This window comes from Variovorax sp. AC103, assembly GCF_979254005.1.
Genome location: NZ_CEEDFC010000004.1, coordinates 373,132 through 396,635 on the forward strand (window position 1 = coordinate 373,132; position 23,504 = coordinate 396,635).

General features: G+C 67.3%; 23 protein-coding genes. 12 read left to right on the forward strand and 11 right to left on the reverse strand.

All coding sequences use genetic code 11. From position 1 onward, the window contains the following. Window positions 1-19: 19 nt before the first annotated feature. From AC0IYU_RS08455 to AC0IYU_RS08490, 8 genes are all read right to left on the reverse strand, one after another. On the reverse strand, window positions 20-838 hold the full coding sequence (locus AC0IYU_RS08455) for a M55 family metallopeptidase (protein WP_472115134.1): 819 nt from the start codon (window positions 836-838) through the stop codon (window positions 20-22). Between the two features lie 22 nt (window positions 839-860). Next, window positions 861-1,961, reverse strand: coding sequence for a P1 family peptidase (locus tag AC0IYU_RS08460; protein WP_472115137.1), 1,101 nt, complete (start codon window positions 1,959-1,961; stop codon window positions 861-863). A 20-nt stretch (window positions 1,962-1,981) separates the two neighbouring features. Further along, window positions 1,982-2,908: a glutathione ABC transporter permease GsiD gene (gene gsiD / locus AC0IYU_RS08465; RefSeq protein ID WP_472115140.1), complete on the reverse strand. Its 927-nt coding sequence runs from the start codon at window positions 2,906-2,908 to the stop codon at window positions 1,982-1,984. 10 nt (window positions 2,909-2,918) lie between these two features. Further along, on the reverse strand, window positions 2,919-3,839 hold the full coding sequence (gsiC, locus tag AC0IYU_RS08470; RefSeq protein ID WP_472115142.1) for a glutathione ABC transporter permease GsiC: 921 nt from the start codon (window positions 3,837-3,839) through the stop codon (window positions 2,919-2,921). Window positions 3,840-3,928: 89 nt separating this feature from the next. After that, complete coding sequence (gene gsiB, locus AC0IYU_RS08475) at window positions 3,929-5,482, reverse strand: glutathione ABC transporter substrate-binding protein GsiB (protein ID WP_435438187.1); 1,554 nt, start codon at window positions 5,480-5,482, stop codon at window positions 3,929-3,931. A gap of 58 nt (window positions 5,483-5,540) precedes the next feature. Next, window positions 5,541-7,418: a dipeptide ABC transporter ATP-binding protein gene (locus AC0IYU_RS08480; protein WP_472115144.1), complete on the reverse strand. Its 1,878-nt coding sequence runs from the start codon at window positions 7,416-7,418 to the stop codon at window positions 5,541-5,543. A 40-nt stretch (window positions 7,419-7,458) separates the two neighbouring features. Beyond that, window positions 7,459-8,427: an isoaspartyl peptidase/L-asparaginase family protein gene (locus tag AC0IYU_RS08485; protein WP_472115147.1), complete on the reverse strand. Its 969-nt coding sequence runs from the start codon at window positions 8,425-8,427 to the stop codon at window positions 7,459-7,461. Next, on the reverse strand, window positions 8,424-9,401 hold the full coding sequence (locus tag AC0IYU_RS08490) for a MurR/RpiR family transcriptional regulator (protein WP_472115150.1): 978 nt from the start codon (window positions 9,399-9,401) through the stop codon (window positions 8,424-8,426). Before AC0IYU_RS08490 ends, AC0IYU_RS08485 begins: the two co-directional genes overlap by 4 nt. 571 nt (window positions 9,402-9,972) lie before the next feature. Between AC0IYU_RS08490 and AC0IYU_RS08495 the strand changes: the two genes are divergently transcribed. After that, window positions 9,973-10,308, forward strand: a complete 336-nt coding sequence (locus AC0IYU_RS08495; RefSeq protein WP_472115153.1) for a hypothetical protein — start codon at window positions 9,973-9,975, stop codon at window positions 10,306-10,308. A gap of 78 nt (window positions 10,309-10,386) precedes the next feature. On the opposite strand, the gene AC0IYU_RS08500 is transcribed toward AC0IYU_RS08495, so the two are convergent. Beyond that, window positions 10,387-11,241, reverse strand: a complete 855-nt coding sequence (locus AC0IYU_RS08500) for a class I SAM-dependent methyltransferase (protein ID WP_472115156.1) — start codon at window positions 11,239-11,241, stop codon at window positions 10,387-10,389. 80 nt (window positions 11,242-11,321) lie between these two features. Between AC0IYU_RS08500 and AC0IYU_RS08505 the strand changes: the two genes are divergently transcribed. After that, window positions 11,322-11,780 carry a helix-turn-helix domain-containing protein gene (locus tag AC0IYU_RS08505; protein ID WP_472115159.1) on the forward strand — a complete coding sequence of 153 codons (459 nt, stop codon included), beginning with the start codon at window positions 11,322-11,324 and terminating at the stop codon, window positions 11,778-11,780. Window positions 11,781-11,802: 22 nt separating this feature from the next. Here AC0IYU_RS08505 and AC0IYU_RS08510 read toward each other — a convergent pair whose 3' ends face one another. Continuing rightward, window positions 11,803-12,258 carry a GNAT family N-acetyltransferase gene (locus tag AC0IYU_RS08510; RefSeq protein ID WP_472115162.1) on the reverse strand — a complete coding sequence of 152 codons (456 nt, stop codon included), beginning with the start codon at window positions 12,256-12,258 and terminating at the stop codon, window positions 11,803-11,805. Window positions 12,259-12,450: 192 nt separating this feature from the next. Here AC0IYU_RS08510 and AC0IYU_RS08515 point away from each other — a divergent pair, with 192 nt between their 5' ends. After that, window positions 12,451-13,338, forward strand: coding sequence for an alpha/beta hydrolase (locus tag AC0IYU_RS08515; RefSeq protein WP_472115165.1), 888 nt, complete (start codon window positions 12,451-12,453; stop codon window positions 13,336-13,338). A 140-nt stretch (window positions 13,339-13,478) separates the two neighbouring features. Then, window positions 13,479-14,507: an aldo/keto reductase gene (locus tag AC0IYU_RS08520; RefSeq protein WP_472115168.1), complete on the forward strand. Its 1,029-nt coding sequence runs from the start codon at window positions 13,479-13,481 to the stop codon at window positions 14,505-14,507. Window positions 14,508-14,513: 6 nt separating this feature from the next. Here the strand turns inward: AC0IYU_RS08520 and AC0IYU_RS08525 are convergent, their stop codons facing one another. Further along, window positions 14,514-15,416, reverse strand: a complete 903-nt coding sequence (locus AC0IYU_RS08525; RefSeq protein WP_435438195.1) for a LysR substrate-binding domain-containing protein — start codon at window positions 15,414-15,416, stop codon at window positions 14,514-14,516. Window positions 15,417-15,456: 40 nt separating this feature from the next. Between AC0IYU_RS08525 and AC0IYU_RS08530 the strand changes: the two genes are divergently transcribed. The 8 genes from AC0IYU_RS08530 to AC0IYU_RS08565 all read left to right on the forward strand — a co-directional run bounded on the left by AC0IYU_RS08530 (window position 15,457) and on the right by AC0IYU_RS08565 (window position 23,406). Next, a complete protein-coding gene (locus tag AC0IYU_RS08530) occupies window positions 15,457-16,629 on the forward strand; it encodes an NAD(P)/FAD-dependent oxidoreductase (RefSeq protein WP_472115171.1) in 1,173 nt (390 codons plus the stop codon). Window positions 16,630-16,897: 268 nt separating this feature from the next. Further along, on the forward strand, window positions 16,898-17,776 hold the full coding sequence (locus AC0IYU_RS08535) for a polysaccharide deacetylase family protein (RefSeq protein ID WP_013541066.1): 879 nt from the start codon (window positions 16,898-16,900) through the stop codon (window positions 17,774-17,776). Between the two features lie 46 nt (window positions 17,777-17,822). Further along, entirely contained in the window at window positions 17,823-19,259 is a 1,437-nt protein-coding gene (locus tag AC0IYU_RS08540) for an MFS transporter (RefSeq protein ID WP_472115174.1), read from the forward strand. A gap of 12 nt (window positions 19,260-19,271) precedes the next feature. Then, window positions 19,272-20,051, forward strand: a complete 780-nt coding sequence (locus tag AC0IYU_RS08545; RefSeq protein WP_472115177.1) for an SDR family NAD(P)-dependent oxidoreductase — start codon at window positions 19,272-19,274, stop codon at window positions 20,049-20,051. A 17-nt stretch (window positions 20,052-20,068) separates the two neighbouring features. Further along, on the forward strand, window positions 20,069-20,824 hold the full coding sequence (locus AC0IYU_RS08550; RefSeq protein WP_472115180.1) for an SDR family NAD(P)-dependent oxidoreductase: 756 nt from the start codon (window positions 20,069-20,071) through the stop codon (window positions 20,822-20,824). Between the two features lie 13 nt (window positions 20,825-20,837). Then, window positions 20,838-21,140 carry a hypothetical protein gene (locus AC0IYU_RS08555; RefSeq protein ID WP_472115183.1) on the forward strand — a complete coding sequence of 101 codons (303 nt, stop codon included), beginning with the start codon at window positions 20,838-20,840 and terminating at the stop codon, window positions 21,138-21,140. Then, on the forward strand, window positions 21,137-22,213 hold the full coding sequence (locus tag AC0IYU_RS08560; protein WP_472115186.1) for a CobW family GTP-binding protein: 1,077 nt from the start codon (window positions 21,137-21,139) through the stop codon (window positions 22,211-22,213). Before AC0IYU_RS08555 ends, AC0IYU_RS08560 begins: the two co-directional genes overlap by 4 nt. Before the next feature lie 2 nt (window positions 22,214-22,215). Continuing rightward, window positions 22,216-23,406: an ABC transporter substrate-binding protein gene (locus tag AC0IYU_RS08565; protein ID WP_472115189.1), complete on the forward strand. Its 1,191-nt coding sequence runs from the start codon at window positions 22,216-22,218 to the stop codon at window positions 23,404-23,406. Window positions 23,407-23,504 lie beyond the last annotated feature (98 nt).

Below are 23,504 nucleotides of genomic sequence, written 5' to 3' on the forward strand. Positions count from 1 at the left end.
GAAGTGCCCGGGTGCTGCCTCAGCGCAGCATCGACGACATCGCCGAGCAGCAGTTCAGCATGCGCACCGCCGCCTCCACCGTCTCGGTGGTGAAGCGCAGCGTGACGCCGTCCACGCGCTCGAACGCCGGCCACTGGCAGAACAGGTCGGCCAGCGCGGTCGACTGGGCGCGCAGCGTCACGGTCTGCGGGCCCGCCAGGACCAGCGGCTTGGCGTTGGCATGCGCAGCCAGAGCTTCTTCCACGCCGGCACGGATGGCACGGCGCGACTGCTCGGGCGACAGCGAGACGCCGCTGCCGAAGCCCGTGGCCTTCTTGGTTTCCACGAAGGTCGCGTGCGGAAAGAGCGGCCGGTTCTCGGCGATGAACACGTCGTCGCCGCTGCCCATCACCACGGGCACGCCGTACTCGCCGGCCAGCGCGCCGTAGAGCCCGGCCTCGCCCAGCTCCTGCCCGTTCAGCGCGATGCCCGCAAAGGCAAAGCTGTTGATGGTGTGCGCCAAAATGCCGCGGCCCTGCGCCCGCGAGTGGTAGCCCACCATGCAGACCGCGTCCACGCCTTCTTCCACGCCGGCCACCATGCTCAGGTAGCGCGGCTTGCCCTGCACCACGCGGGCGCGTGGGTCGAGCACGTCGGGCGGCATGTTGCGAAAGCCCCCGTGCGAGTCGTTCACCAGCACCTCGGTGGCGCCCGCGTCGAAGGCGCCGGCAATTGCCGCGTTGGCTTCCTGCGTCATCAGCAGGCGCGCGCGCTCGAACTCGGGGTTGCCGGGGCGCACCTGCTCGGGGTGGTAGACGCCGGCGACGCCTTCGATGTCGGTGGAGATCAGGACTTTCATGGCGGTGCGGTCGGTGATGAGGTCAGCAAGAGAGTGAAGAGGGCGGCAGCAGCTCGGCCAGCGCGGCGCGGTGGTTGCCGTCGCGCCCCGTCACGGGCGTGGCGCGCCACAGCGCATGAAGAATCGCCTGCTCGGTGCTGTCGGCCGCGGCCTGGAACAGGCCGTCGAGCAGCGCGTCGTGCAGCATCGCCACGGCCGGCATCGGCCGTTCGACGCGGTCCGGCACGGTGTAGGCGGTGGAAAAGGCCAGCACGATGTCCCCGCTGCCATGGCCGAAGACCGAGCCCGTGCGGGCCAGGCCAGCCCCCGCGCGCAGCGCCAGGCGGCGCAGCTGGCGCGCGTCGAGCGGTGCGTCGGTGGCCACCACGATGATGATTGAGCCCTTCTCGGCTTCGTCCAACGGCGCTGGGCGGTGCGCTGCCTGCAGTGCGGCCAGCCGCTCGCCCACCGCGTGGCCGGCGAGCAGCAGTTGCGGCTGGCGCCCGTAGTTCGCCAGCACCAGCGTGCCGACCGTGTGGCAGCCGCGCGGAGAAGCCGGGGAACCGGGCCCGGTTATTCGCGACGACACGCGCCGCGACGCACTGCCGATGCCGCCCTTGAGCTGGAAGCTCGACATGCCGCGCCCCGCGCCGACCGAGCCTTGCGCAAAATCGGCGCTGGCGCCTTGCAGTGCCTGCAGGTAGTCCGCCTCTTTCACGGCCAGCCGCTGGATGTCGTTGAGATAGCCGTCGTTGCACTCGAACACCAGCGGGTTCACCGTGGGCAGCGCGCGGCCGGTCTCGGGGTTGTTCGCCACGCACTCGCGGATCTGCGCCGTGGCCACCGTGCCCACCGAGAAGGTGTTGGTCAGCGCGATGGGCGTTTCCAGCACGCCCAGTTCTTCGAGCTGCACCAGCCCCACGCTCTTGCCGAAGCCGTTGAGCACCACGGCCGCGGCCGGCACCTTGTCGCGGAACGGGTCGCCGGCGTGCGGCCGGATCACCGTCACGCCCGTCTGCACGCCGCCGTCGTTCAGCGTCTGGTGGCCGACCGTGACGCCCGCCACGTCGGTGATCGCGTTGCGTTCGCCCTGGAGCAGGTGGCCGATGAAGGGAAGGGTGGCGTGCTGCGCGCTGGAAGACATGGGAGCAGGGAACCGGGAATTTACTGGCGGTCGATCTTCGGATCGAGCGCGTCGCGCAGTGCGTCGCCCAGCAGGTTGAAGGCGAGCACGGTGAAGAAGATGGCCAGGCTGGGGAACAGCGCCACGTGCGGCGAGGTCACCATGTCGGCGCGGGCTTCGCTGAGCATCGCGCCCCACTCGGGCGTGGGCGCCTGCGCGCCCATGCCCAGGAACGACAGGCTGGCCGCCGTGATGATCGAGGTGCCCACGCGCATCGAGAAATACACCACGATCGACGAGATGGTGCCCGGCAGGATGTGCCGCACGATGATGGTCCAGTCGGACGCGCCGATGCTGCGCTCGGCCTCGATGTAGGTCTGCTGCTTGAGCACCAGCGTGTTGCCGCGCACCAGCCGCGCGAAGGCCGGCACGCTGAACACCGACACCGCCACCACCACGTTGGTCATGCTGCTGCCCAGGATGGCCACCACGCCCAGCGCCAGCAAAATGCCGGGGAAGGCGAACAGCACGTCCGACACGCGCATCACGATGCGGTCCCACCAGCCTTCGTAGTAGCCCGCCAGCAGGCCGAAGGCCGTGCCGATGAAGCCGCCCACCAGCACCGACACAAAGCCCGCCATCAGCGAGATGCGCGCACCCGCCAGGATGCGGCTGAAGATGTCGCGGCCCAGCGGGTCCACGCCCATCCAGTGCGTGGCCGAGGGGCCGCTGTTGAGCATGTCGTAGTCGAAGAAGTTCTCCGGATCGAAGGGCACGATCCACGGCGAGAACACCGCGATGAACACCAGCAGCGCCACGAACAGCGCGGCCACGATGCCCACGGGCTGCTTCTTGAAGCGGCGCCAGCACTCGCCCCAGGGCGTACGCACCTTGCCGACGGTTTGAAGGGTGGCGACCGGGGAGGTCGGAAGAATGATGTCGGCAGGCGCGCCGGAAGCTTGCGTCATGTCGGCGTGCTCACTTGTAGCGGATGGTGGGGTTGATGTAGCCGTAGAGCACATCGACCACCAGGTTGATCAGGATGAACTCGAGCGAGAACAGCAGCACCAGCGTCTGGATGACGGGGTAGTCGCGCATCTGCACCGCGTCCACCAGCAGGCGGCCCAGGCCGGGCCAGTTGAACACCGCCTCCACCAGGATGGAGCCGCCCAGCAGAAAGCCGAACTGCAGGCCCATCATCGTCACCACCGGAATCAGCGCGTTGCGCAGCGTGTGCTTGAAGATCACGCCGGACTCGTGCACGCCCTTGGCGCGCGCGGTGCGCACGAAGTCTTCCTGGATCACCTCGACGAACGAGGCCCGCGTGAAGCGCGCCATCACGGCCGCCACGGCCGCGCCCAGGGTGACCGAGGGCAGGATGTAGTGTTTCCAGGTGCTGGCGCCCACCGTGGGCAGCCAGCCGAGTTGCACCGAGAAGATCTGCATCAGCAGCATGCCGAGTGCAAATGCGGGAAAGGAGATGCCCGAGACCGCGAGCGTCATGCCCAGCCGGTCGGGCCATTTGTTGCGGTACACGGCAGAAACAATGCCGATGCCCATGCCGAAGATCACCGCCCACACCATGCTGGTGATGGTGAGCATCACCGTGGGGAAGAAGCGCTCGCCGATTTCCGCGGACACCGGCCGCCGCGTGCGGATCGAGGTGCCGAAGTCGCCCTGCACCATGTGGGTGAAGAAGCTCACGAACTGCTGGGGCAGCGGCTTGTCGAGGCCCAGCTCCTGGCGAACCATGGCCACGGTCTGCTCGTCGGCGTCCTGGCCGGCGGCAAGGCGCGCCGGGTCGCCGGGAAGCATGTGGACGAACAGGAACACCAGCACCGCCACGATGAGCAGTGTGGGGATCAGGCCCAACAGTCGTTTGAGAAAGTAATTCAGCATGGGGTGCGGTTGTCGCGTACGGGCGGGGGCGACATGCCTCCGCCCGTCGGACAGTCAGTCATTCAGGAAAACGAAAGGCCGGCTGTCGGTCAGTTCGACACCGCGATGGCGTCGATGTTGATGTTGCCGTCGGGCATCACGAACACGCCCGACAGGCGCTTGGAGTTCGCCGACAGGTTCTGCTCCGTCACCATCGGCACGCGCGGCAGGTCCTTGCGGATCTGTTCTTGCGCGGTCTTGTACAGCGCGACCTTCTCGGCTTCGTCGACCGTCACGAGTGCCTTGGCCAGTGCGTTGTCGACCACGTCGCTCTTGTAGAACGACATGTTGTTCAGCTTGGGCGCCCAGGCTTCCGAGGCGAACAGCGGGCGCAGGCCCCAGTCGGCTTCACCGGTCGACGACGACCAGCCCGTGTAGTACATGCGGACCTTGGCGGTCTTCGGATCGGGCCATGCATCGACCTGCTCGGTGCGCTGGCCCACTTCGAGGGCCTGCACCTGCAGCTTGATGCCCACTTGCGCGAGCTGCTGCTGCACGAACTGAATGGTCTTCTGGCTGGTCGTGTTGTTGTAGGCGCTCCACAGCACCGACTCGAAGCCGTTCGGGTAGCCGGCTTCCGTCAGCAGTTCCTTGGCCTTCTTCACGTCGTAGGGAATGGGGGCCATCTTCTCGGCGTACTTCACGCCCTGGGGCAGCACGCCCTGCGCCGGGAAGGCATAGCCGCCGAACGCGACCTTGGCCAGCGCTTCCTTGTTGATGGCGTAGCCGATGGCCTCGCGCACCTTCGGGTTGTCGTAGGGCTTCACGAGCATGTTGAATGCCAGGAAGCGCGTGATGATCGACGGCGTGGCCACCACTTCGAGCTTGTCGCTCTTCTTCAGCAGGTCGGCCTGCTCGTAGGGAATGGGGAACGCGAAGTCGGCTTCGCCGGTCTGCAGCATGGCCGCGCGCGTGTTGTTCTCGAGCACCGGCTTCCACGACACCGTGTCGACCTTGGGGAAGCCCTTCTTCCAGTAGCCGTCGAACTTCTTGGCCTTGACCGCTTCGGTCTGCTTCCATTCGACGAATTCGAAGGGGCCCGTGCCCACGGGGTGGAACGCGATGTCCTTGTTGCCCCACTTCTTCAGCGCGGTGGGCGAGATCATGGCGGCCGAGGCGTGGGCCAGCGAGTTGATGAAGGGGCCGAAGGGCTCCTTCAGCGTGATGCGCACGGTGGTGGCGTTCACCGCCTCGACCTTGCTTACGCGGTTGAACTGGTTGTAGCGCAGCAGCTTGTTGTCCTGGTTCAGCACGCGCTCGAGCACGAACTTCACCGCTTCGGCGTTGAAGTCGGTGCCGTCGTGGAACTTCACGCCGCTGCGCAGCTTGATGGTGTAGACCAGGCCGTCCTTCGACACGTCGTAGCTCTCGGCGAGCACGTTCTGCACCTTCAGGTCCTTGTCGAACTGGAACAGGCCTTCATAGAAGGTCTTGGTCACGGCCGTGGTGATGGTGGTGTTGGTGTTGTACGGGTCCAGCGTTTCCGGCTGGTAGCCGATCGACAGCACCACGTCCTTGGCGGCCAGTGCCGTGCCCGAAGCGGCCAACGCGGCCAGGCCCAGCAGTGCGGATGCCCATCGCAGGGAGGAAGAAGATTGCTTCATGGAAAGAACTCCAGTCGGTTCGAGTAAAAAAACAGGACGGGCCTGCGGGGGTAAAAAATCAGAAGGCCCCGCCAACGGCGTGGCGTGCAACGAAATGGCCGGGCGCCACCTGCACCAGCGGCGGCACGACGGGCTCGTCGCCCACCGCGCGAATCGGGCTGGGAATCTCGCCTTCGAGCAGCGCGCGCGGCTTGTGGCGGCGTGACGGGTCGGCCACCGGCACCGCGGCCATCAGCTTGCGCGTGTAGGCGTGCTGCGGGTCTTCGAACACCGCGCGGCGCGGGCCGATTTCCACGATCTGGCCCAGGTACATCACGGCCACGCGGTGGCTGATGCGCTCGACCACGGCCATGTCGTGCGAGATGAACAAGAAGGCCACGCCCAGCTCGCGCTGCAGGTCGAGCATCAGGTTGACGATCTGCGCCTGGATGGACACGTCCAGCGCCGACACCGATTCGTCGGCCACCACCACCTTGGGGTTGAGCGCCAGGGCGCGTGCAATGGCAATGCGCTGGCGCTGGCCGCCCGAGAACTCGTGCGGATAGCGCTGCGCCACCTCGGTCGGAAGGCCGACCTTGCGCAGCAGCCAGTCGACGCGCTGCTGCGCCTCGGCGCCCTTGGCGATGCCGTGGATCAGCAGCGGCTCCATGATCGAGAAGCCCACCGTCACGCGCGGATCGAGCGAGGCGAACGGGTCCTGGAAGATGAACTGGATGTTGCGGCGCAGCGCCTGCAGCTCGCGCGTGGGCAGCTCGCGGATGTTCTGGCCGCCGAACTCGATGGCGCCACTCTGGCTCTCGACCAGGCGCAGCAGCGAGCGGCCGGTGGTCGACTTGCCGCAGCCCGACTCGCCCACCAGCGCCAGCGTTTCGCCAGGGTAGAGGTCGAAGCTGATCTTCTCCACCGCATGCACGCGGCGCTTCACGCGCCCGAAGATGCCGCTGCGCACGTCGAAGCGCGTGACCAGGTCGCGCACGCGCAGGATCGGGCCCGCGCCTTCGCGCACCGTGTCCTGCGGCGTGGCGGCCTCGGCTGGCGTGGTGTCGGTTGAATCCTCGGTGCGCAGCAGCTCGAACTTGGCCGGCAGGTCGGTGCCCCGCATGGCGCCCAGCTTGGGCACCGCGGACAGCAGGGCGCGGGTGTAGGGGTGCTGGGGCGCGGCGAACACGGCGTCCGACGTGCCGGCTTCCACCTTGTCGCCGCGGTACATCACCAGCACGCGGTCGGCAATTTCGGCGACCACGCCCATGTCGTGCGTGATGAAGAGCACGCCCATGTGCATCTCCGTCTGCAGCTCGCGGATGAGCTGCAGGATCTGCGCCTGGATGGTCACGTCCAGCGCCGTGGTGGGCTCGTCGGCAATCAGCAGCTGCGGCTTGCACGACAGCGCCATGGCGATCATCACGCGCTGGCGCATGCCGCCCGACAGCTGGTGCGGAAAGCGGTCGAGCACGTTGCGCGCCTCGGGAATGCGCACCAGGTCCAGCATGCGCAGGGCTTCGGCGCGCGCGGCCGAGTTGCTCTTGCCCTGGTGGATGCGGATGGCCTCGGCAATCTGGTCGCCGGCGGTGAACACCGGGTTCAGCGAGGTCATCGGCTCCTGGAAGATCATGGCGATGTCCGCGCCGCGGATGCCGCGCATCGTCTGGTCGCGCGCCTGCGCCAGATCGAGCACTTCGCCGCTGCGGCGGCGAAACGCCATGCGGCCGTCGAGGATGCGGCCGCCGCCGTGCTCCACCAGCCGCATCAGCGCCAGCGAGGTGACCGACTTGCCCGAGCCCGATTCGCCCACCACCGCGAGCGTTTCGCCGTGGTCGATGTGGAAGGACAGCTTCTTCACGGCATCGACCGTGCGCTCGGAGGTCGAGAAGCGAACGGTGAGGTCGTCGACGGCGAGAACGCGGCCGTCCGGCAGGGCAAGGGAAGGGGTGGACATGGGAATGCGAGAGAAATGGAGAACGCGCGGCGTCAGGCTGTCAGGCAAAGATGGCCGTGTGCGGCGCTTCGGTGCCGCGCGCGTGGCCGCGGTACATGCCTTCGGTGTTGAAGGCCAGGCTCAGGTTGCCGTGGCGGTCCACGGCAATCAGCCCGCCGGTGCCGCCCAGGGCGGGCAGCGACTGCTGCACCACCGCGTGCGTGGCCGCCGCCAGCGTGGCGCCGCCGTAGGCCATGCGGGCGCAGATGTCGTAGGCGGCCGCCACGCGGATGAACATTTCGCCGCTGCCGGTGCACGACACGGCGGCGGTGCGGTCGTCGGCATAGGTGCCGGCGCCGATCAGCGGCGAATCGCCGATGCGCCCGACGCGCTTGTTGGTCATGCCGCCGGTGGACGTGGCGGCGGCCAGGTGGCCGTGCATGTCGAGCGCGACGGCGCCGACGGTGCCGAACTTCTTGTCTTCGTCGAGCGGCGTGGCCGGTGTCGCCGCCATCGACGCGCCTTCGTGGTCGGTCACCACGCGGCCCGTGTCGCGCACGCGAAAGAGTTGCTCGCGGCGCGCATCGGTGGAAAAGAACGAGGGCTCGACCATCTCCAGCCCGTGTTCGCGCGCGAAGGCCTCGGCGCCCGCGCCGGCCAGCAGCACGTGGGCGCCGTCTTCGAGCACGGCGCGCGCGGCGCGCACCGGACGACGGATGTGGCACACCCCGGCAATGGCGCCGGCGGCGAGCGTGGCGCCGTCCATCACGGCGGCGTCCAGCTCATGGGTTTCGTCGTGCGTGAACACCGCGCCGTGGCCGGCGTTGAAGAGCGGGCACTCTTCGAGCAACTCGACCGCGAGGCAGGTGGCGTCGAGCGCGGAGGCGCCTTTGAGCAGCGCCGCTTGCGCGGCGGCCACGATGTTCTTGAGCGCGTCGTGGTAGGCCTGGGCTTGCGCTGCGCTGGTCGTGGCGGCGCTGATGGTGCCGGCGCCGCCGTGGATGGCGATGACGGGCGTGGTGTTCTTCATCGGGTAGCTTTCTTTTTCTTCTTGCCGGCGCCGTTCAGGGCGGCGGGATTGGATGTACCGGCGGTGCGTGCGGCGATGCCGTCAATGCGTGGCAGGCCGTTTGCGCCGTGCAGCCACGGCCGCAGCACCTGCAGCGTGCGGCGTGCGGACTGCACCGGGTCGGACGCCTGCAACGCCACGGCGCTGGTCAGCGCCTCGACCAGCGCGAGCACGCTGGTCTCGCAATTGGGGCGGTAGTTGGTTTCTGTCTGGCAGTAAAGCGCGATGTCGGCGAGCGGCGCCATTGGGGAGGTCGGCCTGTCCGTGAGCGCGATCACGCCGCAGCCTTGCTCTCGCGCGATCTGCGCAAGCAGCACGGTGTCAGTGAGGTAGCGCGGAAAGGTCAGGCCGATGAACACGTCCTTCGGGCCGGCATGCATGAGCGAGCGGGCTGCATGCGTGACGCCACTCACGCCCGGCAGCAGGCGCACGTCGCTGCAGCTGCTGTCCAGCCCGTGCTGCAAGAGGCCCGCAAGCCAGCCGCTCGCGCCGAAGCCCGCGATGTAGACCGAGCGCGCCTTGCCGATGCGCTCCACTGCGGCCTCGCAGGCGGCGTAGTCGAGCGACTGGCGCGTGGCTTCGATGTTGCGTCGGCTCTCGTCCAGCGCAGTGGCGAACACCTCGGCCACCGTGGTCGGGTGCTCCAGGTTGCCGCGCAGGCGCTCCACCGGCGCGACCAGCGATTCGAAGCCGCGCACGAGCTCGGCGCGGAAGGTGGCATAGCCGTCGAAGTTCAGCGCGCGGGCGAACCGGTTGGCCGTGGCGACAGAGACGCCCGCCGCGGTCGCGAGCTCGTCGATCGGCAGCGTGGCGACCTGCAGCGGATGCTCCAGCACGTAGTCGGCCACCTGCCGGTGCGAACGCGTCAGCCGCGGCAACGCCTGCGCGATGCGCTGGGCCACGGTGGTGCCTGGGGTGTCGACGGTGGTGCTCATGAAGGGTGCGGAGTGCCCGAAAGTGTGCGTTTTGTGAAAACCAGTTTACAAATATAAGTCAGATAAGAAAATTTTCGGTCATTTTTGGTGGAGTTTGCAAGGAATGGGCCAGCGCGGTGGCGGTCTTGAAAGACGAGGAGGCGCGTCGTTTCCCTCGGAGGCGGGTGCGCCCAGGTGCTTCAACGAAAGACGTCTAGGGATTTCCCTGATGTTGCTGCTTCGTCAGAATCAGGGACACACGAGAGCGGCGTGCCGACAAGGACCATGCGGCAGTTGATGCCATCTCTCAGATCGTCTAGGAGGACCAGTTGCGTCACGACCAGTCTGCGTCGCAGGTGCGCACGGACCATGTGTGGACGAAGGTGCCGGGGCCTGTGGTTGCGGCGTCGACGGAGTCTGTGATCTGGCTGGGAACGCGGCTTTGAAAGCGCCGCGGCCGGATCGCCACTGAGCCTCTTCAAATCGGCCAGTCCGCTCTTGTCAGGCAGGTAGACTGCCGACCGCACGCCGAGGTTGGCGTGCACGAGATTGGCGTCTCGAAGCACCTCTGCGTTCCTTATGGAGGCCATTCATGGTCCGGTCTGCTTGCTCGTGCACGTCATCTTCTTCTTCTTCTTCTTCTTCTTCTTCTTCTTGCCCCGACACGAATCCCGAGTCGCTCGCCATTCAAGCTTGCGACGACACCGGTCACCTGCGTGAGGTGCTGTGCGCCTACACATGCCTCGAGAGGCTCATCGAGCCGCTCGAGCTGGATGACTCGGAGCTGCTGGCTCCAACGCGTACTGAACTGGGTGCGTTGATTCGCCTGGTCAACGAGGAAATGCAGCGCCGGATCGATTCGATAGACACCACGCTCCAATCCATGCGCTCGGCGCTGACTGAAGGCGCTGCTGTGCATAGCCCCTGAGCGCCGGCCTGGCTCGCGCCATCGCGATGCGTTCAAGACGCATCGCGAGCACAGGTGCCGGCCGGTGTGTCGCTTCGGTCATGCGGCGCTTTTGCCCGCGCGCGCACCGATCGACCAGCAAGCGGCGCTAAGGCGCACTTCGTCGCCGTGCACGAACGGATCGAACGCCGCGCGGACCGTGTCGATGACCTGCGCGCGCGTGCGTTCGTCCGCGTCCCGAAGCTTCATCCCGACCGGGCCGAGCCGGCTCAGGTAGCCCAGCAGGTCCTTCTCGGGCAGCGTGCAGGGCACGTCGATGGGCACGATGGCTATGTCGCACCAGCCGCTTTGCTGGAGGATGCCGTGCACATGCTGCCGCTCGGCAAACGCGAACTGCCCCGGCGCGCCGGGCTGGCGCGCGGGAAGGTCGAGCAGGGGCGCGGCGGCGCGCTCGGCGGTCGTCATGAACGGGTTTTCGGCGGCACTGCGCCAGGCGATGAACTTCATCGATGCGTGGTCGGTGGCGGCGCGCCGCAGGTTCGAGAACGCGCGCACCGGGTCGTCGAAGAACATCACGCCGAAGCGCGACACCAGCATGTCGAATGCGCCCGCCTCGAAGGTGTGGCTCTGCACGTCGGCGCAGACGAAGGTCGTTGGGGTGCCTTGCCGCTCGGCGCGCGCGCGGGCCGTGGCGATCATGGGTTGCGAGAGGTCGATGCCCGTGACGCGGCCCTCGGCGTCTAGCGAACGCGAGATGGCGAGCGTGGTGCCGCCCGTGCCGCAGCCGACGTCGAGCACGCGCTGCGCGCCGGTGTCCGCGACCGCTTCGACCAGCAGGTCTTCGAAGGGTTGGAAGAGGTGGTCGAGCGTCGCCTGCATGTCGACCCAGGTGTGTCCGGAGGGACCGTTCCAGAGTCTGGCCTGCTCGTGGCCGGATGGCTGCGGGGTGGTCATGTTCGTTTCCTTTTTTTTGGCTTGCCTTGCGAAGGCGGAAACCGCACTATGCAAACTCAAGTCGACTTGAGGTCAAGAGGGTGATGCACCTGGATATCAGCGAGGTGGCACAGCGCTCGGGCGTGCCGGCCTCCACACTGCGGTTCTACGACGAGAAGGGGCTGATCGTCTCGACCGGCCGGCGCGGGCTGCGACGCCTGTTCGACGCGGGCGTGCTGGAGCGGCTGGCGTTGATTGCGCTGGGCCGAACGGCGGGCTTCTCGCTGGAGGAGATCGCGCGCATGTTCGGCGCCGATGGCCAGCCGCGCATCGACCGGCTGATGCTCACGGCCAAGGCGGACGAACTCGACAGGACGATCCGCAACCTGAGCGTGATGCGCGACGGCCTGCGGCATGCCGCCGTGTGTTCAGCGCCGAGCCACATGGAATGCCCGAAGTTCAGGCGCATCCTGCGGGCGGCAGAGGCGGGCGCGAAAGTCGGTCAGCAGAAGAACAAGAAGGTGCCAAAGGCTCCGCGAGCAAGGAACGCCAAAACCTGAGCACGCACCCCGAACAAGATCGCTACCGAACCGCCGCCTTCTCCATGAACACGCTGAACGGATCCGGCCGGTACCCCCCGAACGGCCCGCGCCGTTCGTACCCGGATCGTGCATAGAAGGAAAGCGCCTCGGGCTGGCTGGGGCCCGTCTCCAGCATGAACGTCGTGCAGCCTTCAGCTGCGGCTTGCGCTTCAAGAAACTTCAGCAGCTTCGCGGCAACGCCTTGCCCCCGGTTCTCGGGCCGCACGAACATGCGCTTGAGTTCGCCGAACTCGGGGCCAACGACGATCGCGCCGCAGCCGATGGCCTTGCCTTCTTCATCGCGCGCGACAGCGAACAGCACGTTCGCGGCGGACAGCGCCGCGATGTCGATGCCGTAGTGGCTCTCCGGCGGGTACAGCGGCTTCTGGTACGCATCAAGGTCGTCGATGAGCTGGATGACGTCGGGCTGGTCGGGGCTTTCAAGAGAGATCTGCATCGCCCGATATTACTGAGCCGATGCAGCTGCACCGAAGTCGCTTGGTCGACGCAGTAGCACTTTGTGCTGCGCCCTTTTTTCATGCCTGCGCGATGCGGCTGCCGCGTGGGTCATCGGCCGGTTGACACCCTGCGCGTCTGCTGTGAGCATGCGCCTCGGTGCGCCTGGCACCGCATAACAAGAGGGACCGACATGAGATTGGAATGGGTTCGCCGCTCGCTCGCGGTGTTGGGTTGCTGTGTGGTGTGCGTGGGCCTGTCCGCATGTGGCGGCGGGGGTGGTGGAGGAGGCGGTGGGGGCGGCGCGGTGCTGCCGATACTGCCGCCGGCCGGCACCGCGCCGGCACAACCCGCGCCGGCGCCGGCGCCTTCGTCTGAAAGCCGCGTGGTGACCGACAGCCTGACGTCGAGCACCACGGGCGTGACCTATCCGATCAGCATCTACATTCCCGCGGGCTACGACGCGAACACCGATGCGTATCCCACCATCTATGCGCTCGACGGGGACGCCACCAACGGGCTCAACTCGACACGGTTCGTGAACCTGTCCAACGTGCTGGTCAAGCGCTCGGCAAAGGCCATCCTCATCGGCATCGGCAACACCGCGCGCCGCCAGGACGACTACAACTTTCCCGGCGCCGAGGCGTACCACACCTTCCTTGTGAAGCAGCTGATTCCGTACATCGACGCGAGGTACCGGGCCGATCCGAAGAAGCGCATGCTCACGGGCCTGTCGACCAGCGGCAACCTGGCGGCGTCGGCGCTCTTCCTGGAGGCACCCGACAACCTCGTCTTCAGCTACTTCATTTCCATCGAGGCCGCCTTCTGGCAGCAGCAGACCGAGCTCTATGCGCTGGAGCAGAAGATGTTCGATGCGCTGGCGGGCAGGCCGCTTCCGGTCACGCTGATCCTGGCGCACTGCGCCTCCGGCTGCAATCAACCGGTGGTCAGCCAGATGTACCAACGAATGGCCGCCCGCAGCTATGTGGGGCTGCAGCTCATCGAGACGTCGTTCAACTCCACCCATGTGGGATCGGACGTGCTGGCCTTCGACGACGCGATGGCACGCATCCTGAAGTAGCACCGCAGCGCGAGCACGCAAGCACGGGCCGCAAAGCCCGCGTGCGCGCAGGGTTCCATGCTTCGCCAAACAATGGCCTTCAACGGTGGGCCGGTCGGCCTGCCGGTTTCATGAATCCGCATGCGCGAAGGAGTACCACTTTGGAATACCGTCACCTGGGCAAATCGGGCCTCAAGGTCCCCGTGTTGAGTTTCGGCACGGGCACCTTCGGCGGCAAGGGCGAGTTCTTCAGCGCGTGGGGCAGCACCGACGTGGCCGAGGCGCGCAAGCTCATCGACATCTGCCTCGACGCGGGCGTGAACATGTTCGACAGCGCCGACATCTATTCGGCCGGCTCGGCCGAGTCCGTGCTCGGCGAGGCCATCAAGGGCCGGCCGCGCGACCAGCTGCTGATCTCCACCAAGGCCACCTTCCGCAGCGGCAAGGGCGCGAACGAAGTGGGCTCGTCGCGCCATCACCTCGTGCGTGCGGTCGACGGCGCGCTCAAGCGCCTGGGCACCGACTACATCGACCTGTTCCAGCTGCACGGCTTCGACGCCAGCACGCCGGTGGAAGAAACGCTCTCCACGCTCGACGACCTGGTGCGCGTGGGCAAGCTGCGCTACATCGGCGTGTCGAACTTCTCGGGCTGGCATTTGATGAAGTCGCTGGCCGTGTCCGAGCGCTACGGCTATTCGCGCTACGTGGCGAACCAGGCGTATTACTCGCTGGTGGGCCGCGACTACGAATGGGAGCTGATGCCGCTCGCGCAGGACCAGGGCGTGGGCGCCGTGGTGTGGAGCCCGCTGGGCTGGGGCCGCCTCACGGGCAAGATCCGCCGCGGCCAGCCGCTGCCCGCCAACAGCCGCCTGCACGTGACGGCCGACATGGGCCCGCCGGTCCCCGACGAGCTGCTGTACCGCGTGGTCGATGCACTGGAAAAGGTCGGCGCCGAAGTCGGCAAGACGGTGCCGCAGGTGGCGTTGAACTGGCTGCTGCAGCGCCCGACGGTGTCCAGCGTGGTGGTGGGCGCGCGCGACGAAGCCCAACTGCGGCAGAACCTGGGCGCGGTCGGCTGGAACCTCACGCCCGCGCAGGTCGCCGAGCTGGACGCGGCCAGCGCGACGCCGCGAACCTACCCTTACTGGCACCAGCAGGGCTTTCTGGAGCGCAACCCGAACCCGGTCTGAGCCTGTTCAGGCAGGCCTGGCCGGTGTCAGGCCCAGCACCCACTGCTTGAAGTGCTCCAGTGCCCCGGAGGCCGGCCGGCCTTCGGGGTACGCGAAGTAATAGCCCTGGCGCACGTCCAGGTGCCGGTCCACCGGAATCACGAGCTCGCCGGTGCGCAGTTCGTGCTCGACCAGGATGCGCGGCGCCAGCCCCACGCCCATGCCGGCCGCCGTGGCCGCCACCACCATGGTGAAGAGCTCGTAGCGCGGCCCGCGCGAGGCGTGCACGGTGTACTCCCATTCCTGCTGCGCGTACCAGTCGCGCCATGCGTGGGCGCGCGTGCTCAGGTGTACATGGCGGCAGCGCTCGAAGCCGGCCTCGTCCCACGGCCCGTGCGCGTCGCGAAACGCGGGGCTGCAGATGGGCACCATCTCGCCTTCGGAAAAGATCAGCCCGCCGCGCGTGTTCGGCCAGAACTGGTCGCCGAAGTAGATGGCCGCGTCGTACGCGTTCTCCTGGAACGAGAAGGGCTGCGAGCGCGCCGACAGGTTCACCGTGATGTTCGGGTGCAACCGGCTGAAGTCGGGCAGACGTGGAATGAGCCATTGCGTGGCGAAGGTCGGCACCACGGCCAGCTCCAGCACGAAACCCATCTCGTGGCCGGCGCTGATCTCCAGCGTGTCGCGGCGGATCTGGTCGAGGTGGTGGCGGATGCGCGCCGCATATTCGCGGCCCACGTCGGTGAGCGTCAGTCGCCGGCGCACGCGCGAGAACAGCGGCACGCCCAGGCGCTGTTCGAGCATGGCCACCTGGCGGCCGACGGCGCTTTGCGTGAGCGCCAGTTCGGTGGCCGCGCGGGTAAAGCTCCCCAGCCGCGCCGAGGCCTCGAAGGCCTGCAACGCGCCCAGGTTGGGAATGTCTTTTCTCATCGGCGCTATTCTGGGGGCGGGCAGCAACGAAAGGCATTCCATGCGTCGTGTGGTGATCATCGGGGGCGGGGCCATCGGCTCGGCCATCGCATATTTCCTGACCGCGGACCCGAAGGGCGAGGCCTTCGACGTCACGGTGGTGGAACGCGATTTCTCTTACACGCAGGCGTCCTCCGCGCTGTCGGCCAGCTCCATCCGGCAGCAGTTCTCCACGGCCATCAATATCGCGATGTCGCTGTACGGCATCGCGTTTTTCCGCTCGCTGGGCGAGACCTTGCGTGTGGGTGGCAACGTGCCCGACATCGGCCTGGTCGAGCCCGGCTACCTCTACTTGGCCTCGCCGGGCGGCGTCGAGGTGCTGCGCGAGAACCACGCGATGCAGAAGGCGCATGCGGTAGACGTGGCGCTGATGACGCCCGCTGAACTGAAGGCGCGATTTCCGTGGATGTCCACGCAGGGCGTGGCGCTGGCATCGCTCGGCCTGTCGGGCGAGGGCTGGTACGACGGCTACAGCCTGCTGCAGGCCTTTCGCAAGAAGGCCGCGTCGCAGGGCGTGCGCTATGTGCAGGCGCAAGCGACCGGGCTGCTGCGCAACGGTCGCAGCGTGACCGGCGTGCAGCTCGGCAACGGCGAGGCGCTGCAGGCCGACGTCGTCGTCAATGCCGCAGGTGCCTGGGCGGCAAAGGTCGCCGAATGGGCTGGCATCGACCTGCCGGTGCGTGGCCGTCGTCGCAGCGTGTTCAGCTTTTCATGCCCACACATCTTGCCCGGCTGCCCGCTGGTCATCGACACCTCGGGGATCTGGCTGCGCCCGGAAGGTCGCCAGTTCATCTGCGGCTTCGCGCCGCCCGAAGACCAGGACCCCGACGACATGCCTCTGGAAGTGGCGTACGACGCCTTCGACGACTTCATCTGGCCCGCGCTGGCGGAGCGCGTGCCGGCCTTCGAGGCCGTCCGCATGACGGGCGCATGGGCCGGCTACTACGAGATGAATGTGTTCGACCACAACGCCATCCTCGGGCTGCATCCGAGCTGCGACAACCTGTACTTCGCGAACGGCTTCTCGGGCCATGGGCTGCAGCAATGTCCGGCCGCGGGGCGAGGGGTGGCGGAGCTGATCTGCTTCGGTGCTTACCGCAGCCTCGATCTGTCCGCGCTGTCTTTCATGCGCGTCCTGCAGAACACGCCGCTGCTCGAAAAGAACGTGATCTAGCTGCTCCACTGCGCCTGCGACCGAGCTGCGTCGCACGAGCGGATGTCCTCTCCCGAAACCAAGGCCGGCGCCGCATGCACGCCGGTGGCGCTGCGCTGCCTGACGCAAGAAGACCAAGGGTTAACACCTAAAAAGGAGCACGCAAAAGGTCCTACATTCCCTAAAAATGTACTTTGATATCAAAGTACAAAATAGACGGAATGCCCTCGCTCATCGCGGGTGCGCCGCTCGAGCCAGTGCTTTCTTTCCTCAACTTCAAGGAGTGAACATGACCAAGGAAATCTTCGTAACGTTCGGGGTGGATGTGGACGCCGTCGGCGGCTGGCTCGGTTCGTACGGCGGTGAGGATTCGCCCGACGACATCTCGCGCGGCATGTTCGCCGGCGAGGTGGGCTCGCCGCGCCTCCTGAAGATGTTCAAGAAATACGGCCTGACCACCACCTGGTTCGTGCCCGGCCACTCGGCCGAGACCTTTCCGGACCAGATGAAGGCCGTGGTCGACGCGGGCCATGAACTGGGCATCCACGGCTACAGCCATGAGAACCCGATCGCGATGACGCCCGAGCAGGAAGAGGCCGTGCTCGACAAGAGCATCGACGTCATCACCCGGCTCGCGGGCAGGGCGCCGACCGGCTACGTCGCGCCGTGGTGGGAGTTCAGCCCCATCACCAACGAGCTGCTCATCAAGAAGGGCATCAAGTACGACCACAGCCTGATGCACAACGACTTCCATCCGTACTACGTGCGCGTGGGCGACAAGTGGACCCGCATCGACTACAGCAAGCACCCGGACACCTGGATGAAGCCGCTGGAGCGCGGCACCGAAACCTCGCTGGTCGAGATCCCGGCCAACTGGTACCTGGACGACCTGCCGCCGATGATGTTCATCAAGAAGTCGCCCAACAGCCACGGCTTCGTGAACCCGCGCGACATCGAGCAGATGTGGCGCGACCAGTTCGACTGGGTCTACCGCGAGCACGACTACGCGGTGTTCCCGATCACGATCCATCCCGATGTGTCCGGCAGGCCGCAGGTGCTGCTGATGCTCGAACGGCTGATCGAGCATTTCAAGGCCCACGACGGCGTGCGCTTCATGACCTGCGACCAGATCGCGGACGACTTCCTGCGCCGCAGTCCGCGCGGCTGAGTCAGCGGCATTGCATCGCACCCCCTACAGAAAGCGAACCACAGCCATGAACGCCTCTACGCCTCCTCATGCCGCAGCAGCCGCCGCCCAGGCCGCAGCCGCCACCGCCTGGACGCCGCCCGTCGTCACCAAGCAGCAGGTCAACTACGCCACCTGGGTGTGCTTCTTCGCCTGGGTCTTCGCCGTCTACGACTTCATTCTGTTCGGCACCTTGCTGCCGAGGCTCGGCGATCATTTCAAGTGGACCGCGGACCAGCAGACCAACCTCAACACCTGGGTCACGCTGGGCACGGTCATCGTCGCCTTCGGCATCGGCCCCATCGCCGACAGGCTGGGCCGGCGCAAGGGCATCATCATTGCCGTCGCCGGCGCGGCCCTGTGCTCAGGGCTGACGGCGTTTGCGGGCTGGGTGATCGGCGTGTCGGCCGGGGTGGGCTTCGTGCTGCTGATCCTGGTGCGCTCGCTGGCCGGCCTGGGCTACGCCGAGCAGAGCATCAACGCCACCTATCTCAGCGAACTGTTCTCCCTGGTGCACACCGACCCGGCCGCGACGAAGCGGCGCGGCTTCATCTACTCGCTGGTGCAGGGCGGGTGGCCTGTGGGCGCGGTGCTCACCGCCGTGCTGGTGGCGGCGCTGTACCCGCTGGGCGAGCGCTGGTTCGGCATGGGCGGCGGCTGGGCGCTGTCCTTCGTGTTCGCGATGTTTCCCGCCGTCGTGATCGCGATCCTCGGGCGCAAGCTGGTCGAGACGCCGCAGTTCCTGACCGGCAAGCGCATCGCTCAGTTGCAGCAGAGCGGACGCACGGGCGAGGCGCAACGGCTCGCGCAGGCGCAAGGCATCGACCTGGCTGCGCGGCACCACACCGGCATCTCCGCGATGTTCAAGGGTGTCTCGCTGCGGCCGACGCTGTCGCTGGCGCTGGCCTTCTTTCTCAACTGGTTCGCCATCGTGATCTTCGCCGTGCTGGGGACGTCGGTGCTCGGCGGATCGGGCGGCACGCCGGGCAAGGGCATCGATTTTTCCAACGCCCTGCAGGTGCTGATCCTGTCGAACCTGGCCGGCTTCCTCGGCTACATGTTCCACGGCTGGCTGGGTGACCGCATCGGCCGCCGCACCGCCGTCGCCATCGGCTGGGTTCTTGGCGGGATGGCGTTCTACATGATGCTGCAGGCGCCGCAGGGCGATTTCTGGCGCATCGTGCCGCTGTACTCGCTGGGCCTGTTCTTCCTGATCGGACCGTATGCCGCCGTGCTGTTCCTGGTCGGCGAGAGCTTTCCGAGCCACATCCGCGCAACCGCCGGCTCGTTCGTCAATGCGATGGGGCAGGTGGGCGCCATTGCGGCCGGCTTCGGCGTGACGTACACGCTGTCGCACGGGGCCGACTGGGTGCAGGCCGCGGTCTACTGGGGTGCGGTGCCCTGCATCATTTCGGGTGTGGTGATGATGCTGGTGCCGCACGTCGATCCGAAGTCCGTCAAGTAGGGAGCGCGCGACATGACTTCATCGACATCAGGAGCGGGCAGGGTGGCGCTGGTCACCGGCGCCGCGAGCGGCATCGGCCAGGCGCTGGCGGTCGCTTATGCGCAGGTGGGCGTGGCGGTGGTGGGCGGCTATTTTCCGGGCGATCCGCACGACCCGGCGCAGACCGAGCGCCTGGTTGCCGAGGCCGGCGGCCGCTGCGCCATGGTGGCGGTCGACGTGGGCGACACCGAGCAGGTCGAGCGCTTCGCACAAGTCGCGGTAGAGCGCTTCGGGCGCATCGACCATGCCGTGGCCAACGCCGGCTTGCTGCGCCAGGCGCCGCTCACGGCCATGAGCGATGTGCAATGGATGGACGTGATCAACGTCGACCTGAGCGGCGTCATGCGCACCTTTCGCGCCGCCGCGCGCCACATGAGCGATGGCGGCTCGATGGTCGCGGTGTCGTCGATTGCGGGCGGCGTGTACGGGTGGGAGAACCATGTGCACTACGCGGCCGCGAAGTCGGGCGTCACCGGCCTGTGCCGCGCGGTGGCCATGGAGCTGTCGCCGCGCGGCATCCGCTGCAACTGCGTGATTCCCGGGCTGATCGAGACGCCGCAATCGCTGGACCCCGTCAACTCGCTGGGGCCCGAGGGGTTGAAGCAGGCGGCCACCGGCATTCCGCTCGGACGGGTCGGCAAGGCGCGCGAAGTGGCGGCGCTGATCCGTTTTCTGACCGGCGACGACGCGTCCTACATCACCGGCCAATCGGTGATCGCCGACGGCGGCCTGACCGTGCGCTGGCCCGGCTGAAACCCGAGGGACTTCCTGTGAACCAAGCACTTCTGACAGGACGGCGTGCCGTGGTGACTGGTGCCGGCAGCGGCATCGGCGCCGCCATCGCGCTGGCCTATGCGCAAGCCGGCGCCCACGTGTTGCTGGCCGACCTCGACCGCGCACGGGTGGAAGACGTGGCGCGCTATTGCCGCGAAGCCGGCGGCCGGGCCGAAGTTGTCGTGGGCGACATCAGCGACGAAGCCGTGGCGAACCGCACCGTCGACGCCTGCGTGGAGGCCCTGGGCGGCATCGACATCCTGGTCAACAACGCGGGCATGCTGACCCAGTCGCCGTGCGCGAGCATGTCCACACAGATGTGGGACGACATGCTGCGCGTCGACCTGCGCAGCGTGTTCCTCTGCGCGCGCAGGGCCATTCCCCACATGGCCGCGCAGCGCTGGGGACGCGTGATCAACGTGGCCTCGCAGCTGGGCATCAAGGGCGGTGTGGAGCTCTGCCACTACGCCGCTGCCAAGGCGGGCGTGATCGGCTTCACCAAGTCGCTGGCGCTGGAGATGGCGCCGGCCAACGTGCTGGTCAACGCCATCGCGCCAGGCCCCATTGCCACGCCGCTGGTGGACGGCATCAGCGCCGAGTGGAAGCGGGCCAAGGAAGCCAGCCTTCCCCTGGGCCGCTTCGGCCGTGCGGAAGAGGTGGCGCCAACGGCCTTGTTGCTCGCGTCCGACCCCGGTGGCAACCTGTACGTGGGCCAGACGCTGGGTCCGAATTCCGGCGACGTGATGCCCTGAAAGGCGAACCACCATGTGCGGAATGTGCGGGTTGTTGCAAGGCGCGGCGCACTGGAGCCACGCGGCCGCCGGCTCTGTGCAGGGGCGGCGCCAGCGCCTGCTGCAGATCGCGCGGGCCAACCAGTTGCTCAAGCTGTTCAGGCTGGAGCTGCAGGACTTCCATGGGCAGTCGTATGTGCTGCTGGGGCCGACAGGGGCGAGCGTGCTGGTGCCCGACTTCAGCGCGCTCTGGGGCGCGGCCGAGCAGCTGCTGGGCCGCACCATCGACCCGCTGGCCATGCCCTGGCCGGTGGCGCAGAACAAGGACACGCCATGACGGAAGTCGCCTTCGACGTGCTGCCCGTCGGCATCCTCACCGGCTTTCTCGGAAGCGGAAAGACCACGCTGCTGCGGCGCTGGCTGCACGGCGGCAGCGCCGGAGACACGGCGGTGCTCATCAACGAGTTCGGCGACGTCGGGCTCGACCACCTGCTGGTCGGCGCCATCGATGCCGACACCGTGCTGCTCGACAACGGCTGCATCTGCTGCTCGATCAGGGGCGAGCTCAAGGACGCGCTCATGCGCCTTTTCTCGCGCCGCCAGCGCGGGGAACTGCCGGCGTTCCGCCGCGTGGTGATCGAGACCACGGGCCTCGCAACCCCGGGGCCGGTGCTGGCCACGCTGCTGGGCGATGCGCAGCTGCGTCATCACTTCCGGCCGGCCTTCGTGTCCACGGTGGTCGATGCGATGCATGCCGGGCACCAGCAGGCATCGCATCCCGAATGGATCGCGCAGGTTGCGGCGGCCGATACGCTGTGGCTGAGCAAGACAGACCTGGTGAACACGCAGCAGGCGGCTGCGTTGCGCGAAACGCTGGAAAGGCTCAACCCCCTGGCGCTGCAGCTGGAAGCACCGACGGGGCCGACGCCGTGGCACGACGACCTGGCGCATGAATCGTCCGACGACACCGCAAGATGGATTGCGCGCGTGAGCGCGGGCACCCTGCGGGCCCGGCCCGGCGCCGACCTTGCGCCCGCACGCCTTGGCGGCGACCATGCGCGGCATATGGCGCAAACGCAGGCAAGCTCGTTCTGCATGGTGTTCGAGCGACCCATAGAATGGTTCACGCTCACCCTGTGGCTGACCCTCCTGGTGCACCGTCACGGCGATCGGCTGTTTCGAATCAAGGGGCTGCTGGGCATCGCGGCCGACGGGTTTGCGCACGGGCAACCCACTGTCTTGCATGGGATCGGACACTTGATGCACCCTCCGGAACACCTGGACGCCTGGCCTGGAGAAGACCGCCGTTCTCGTCTGGTCTTCATCACGCAAGGCTTGTCGCAAGAGGACGTCACCGCGTCGTGGCAAGCGTTCGAGCGCTTCTACGCGCCTTCCACTGCCGGCGCGTAGCCATGTCCACACCGGCATCGAAGAGAACCGAACTGCGTGTCTTGGGCACGTCGGTCACGCTGACCGAGGCGGTGCGCAAGCGGGCCATGGCGGACCTGGGGCTGCGCATTCATTTCGAGGTGCTCGACGGCTTCGACGCGCAGCGCCAGGCCGTGATGGAGCAGGGCAGCTTCGACGTCTATGACCAGTGGTTCCACAGCGTCGACTGTCTCTGGCCGGCCGGCGCGCTGCAGGCCGTCGAGCTGGACCGCATCGCGCACTGGCCGGAAGTCAACGCCTTGCCCAAGACAGGCCGGCTCGCACCGGACTCCCGCTACGGGCAGGGCTGCAACCCGGTCACGCGCCTGTACGTGCAGGCGGACGGCAGCGTGGGCGACACGCCGAGCGCACGCATCAGCATGCTGCCGCTCACGCACAACGCGGACAGCTTCGTCTATCTGCCGGGCGAGGTCTCGCAGTGGTTCGACACCACGCAGGAAAGCTGGTCGTGGCTGGTGTCGCCCCAATGCACCGGCCGCGTGGCGCTGCAGGCGGACGCCGCCATCGGCGCGCTCGACGCGGTGCTGGCCCTGCGCGCGAGCGGCGAGATGGCGTTCCGCGACATCAGCAACCTGGAGATCGAAGAGATCGACCAGATGATTTCGCTGCTCATGGTCAAGAAGAAGGCCGGCCTGTTCCGAGGTTTCTGGGCCAACTACGCCGACGCCGCGCGGATGATGATCGATGCCCGCGTCGCCATCCAGAGCAACTGGTCGCCGTCGATCGTGGCCTACGAGAAGGCCGGGCTGGCCTACCGGCTTGCCTGCCCGAGGGAGGGCTACCGCGCGTGGTACGGCGGCATGGGCATCGCTCGCCGCGCGCAGGGCCCGAAGCTCGACGCGGCCTACCGCTACCTGAACTGGTGGCATTCGGGCTGGGCGGGTGCCGCGATGGCGCGGCAGGGCTTCTACATCTCCAACCCGCAGCGCTCGCGCGCGCACATGAGCGCGGCGGAGTGGGGTTATTGGTATGAAGGCGAGCCGGCCGGCGAAGACCTTCCGGGGCCTGACGGTAGTATCCTGATCCGCCGCGGCAGCGTGCGCGACGGCGGTTCCTACACCCAGCGAATGAGCAACATCGCCGTCTGGGACACCGTCATGGACGAGCACAACTACCTGGTGCGCAAATGGACCGAGTTCCTGCGCAGCGGCTGACCACCCATAGAGACAAGAGACAGGACTGCACGACAGTGACAAAGAGCAAATGAGTCCGCGAGGCAGCGACAGGGGTGCGAACATCGAACCCGACCCCT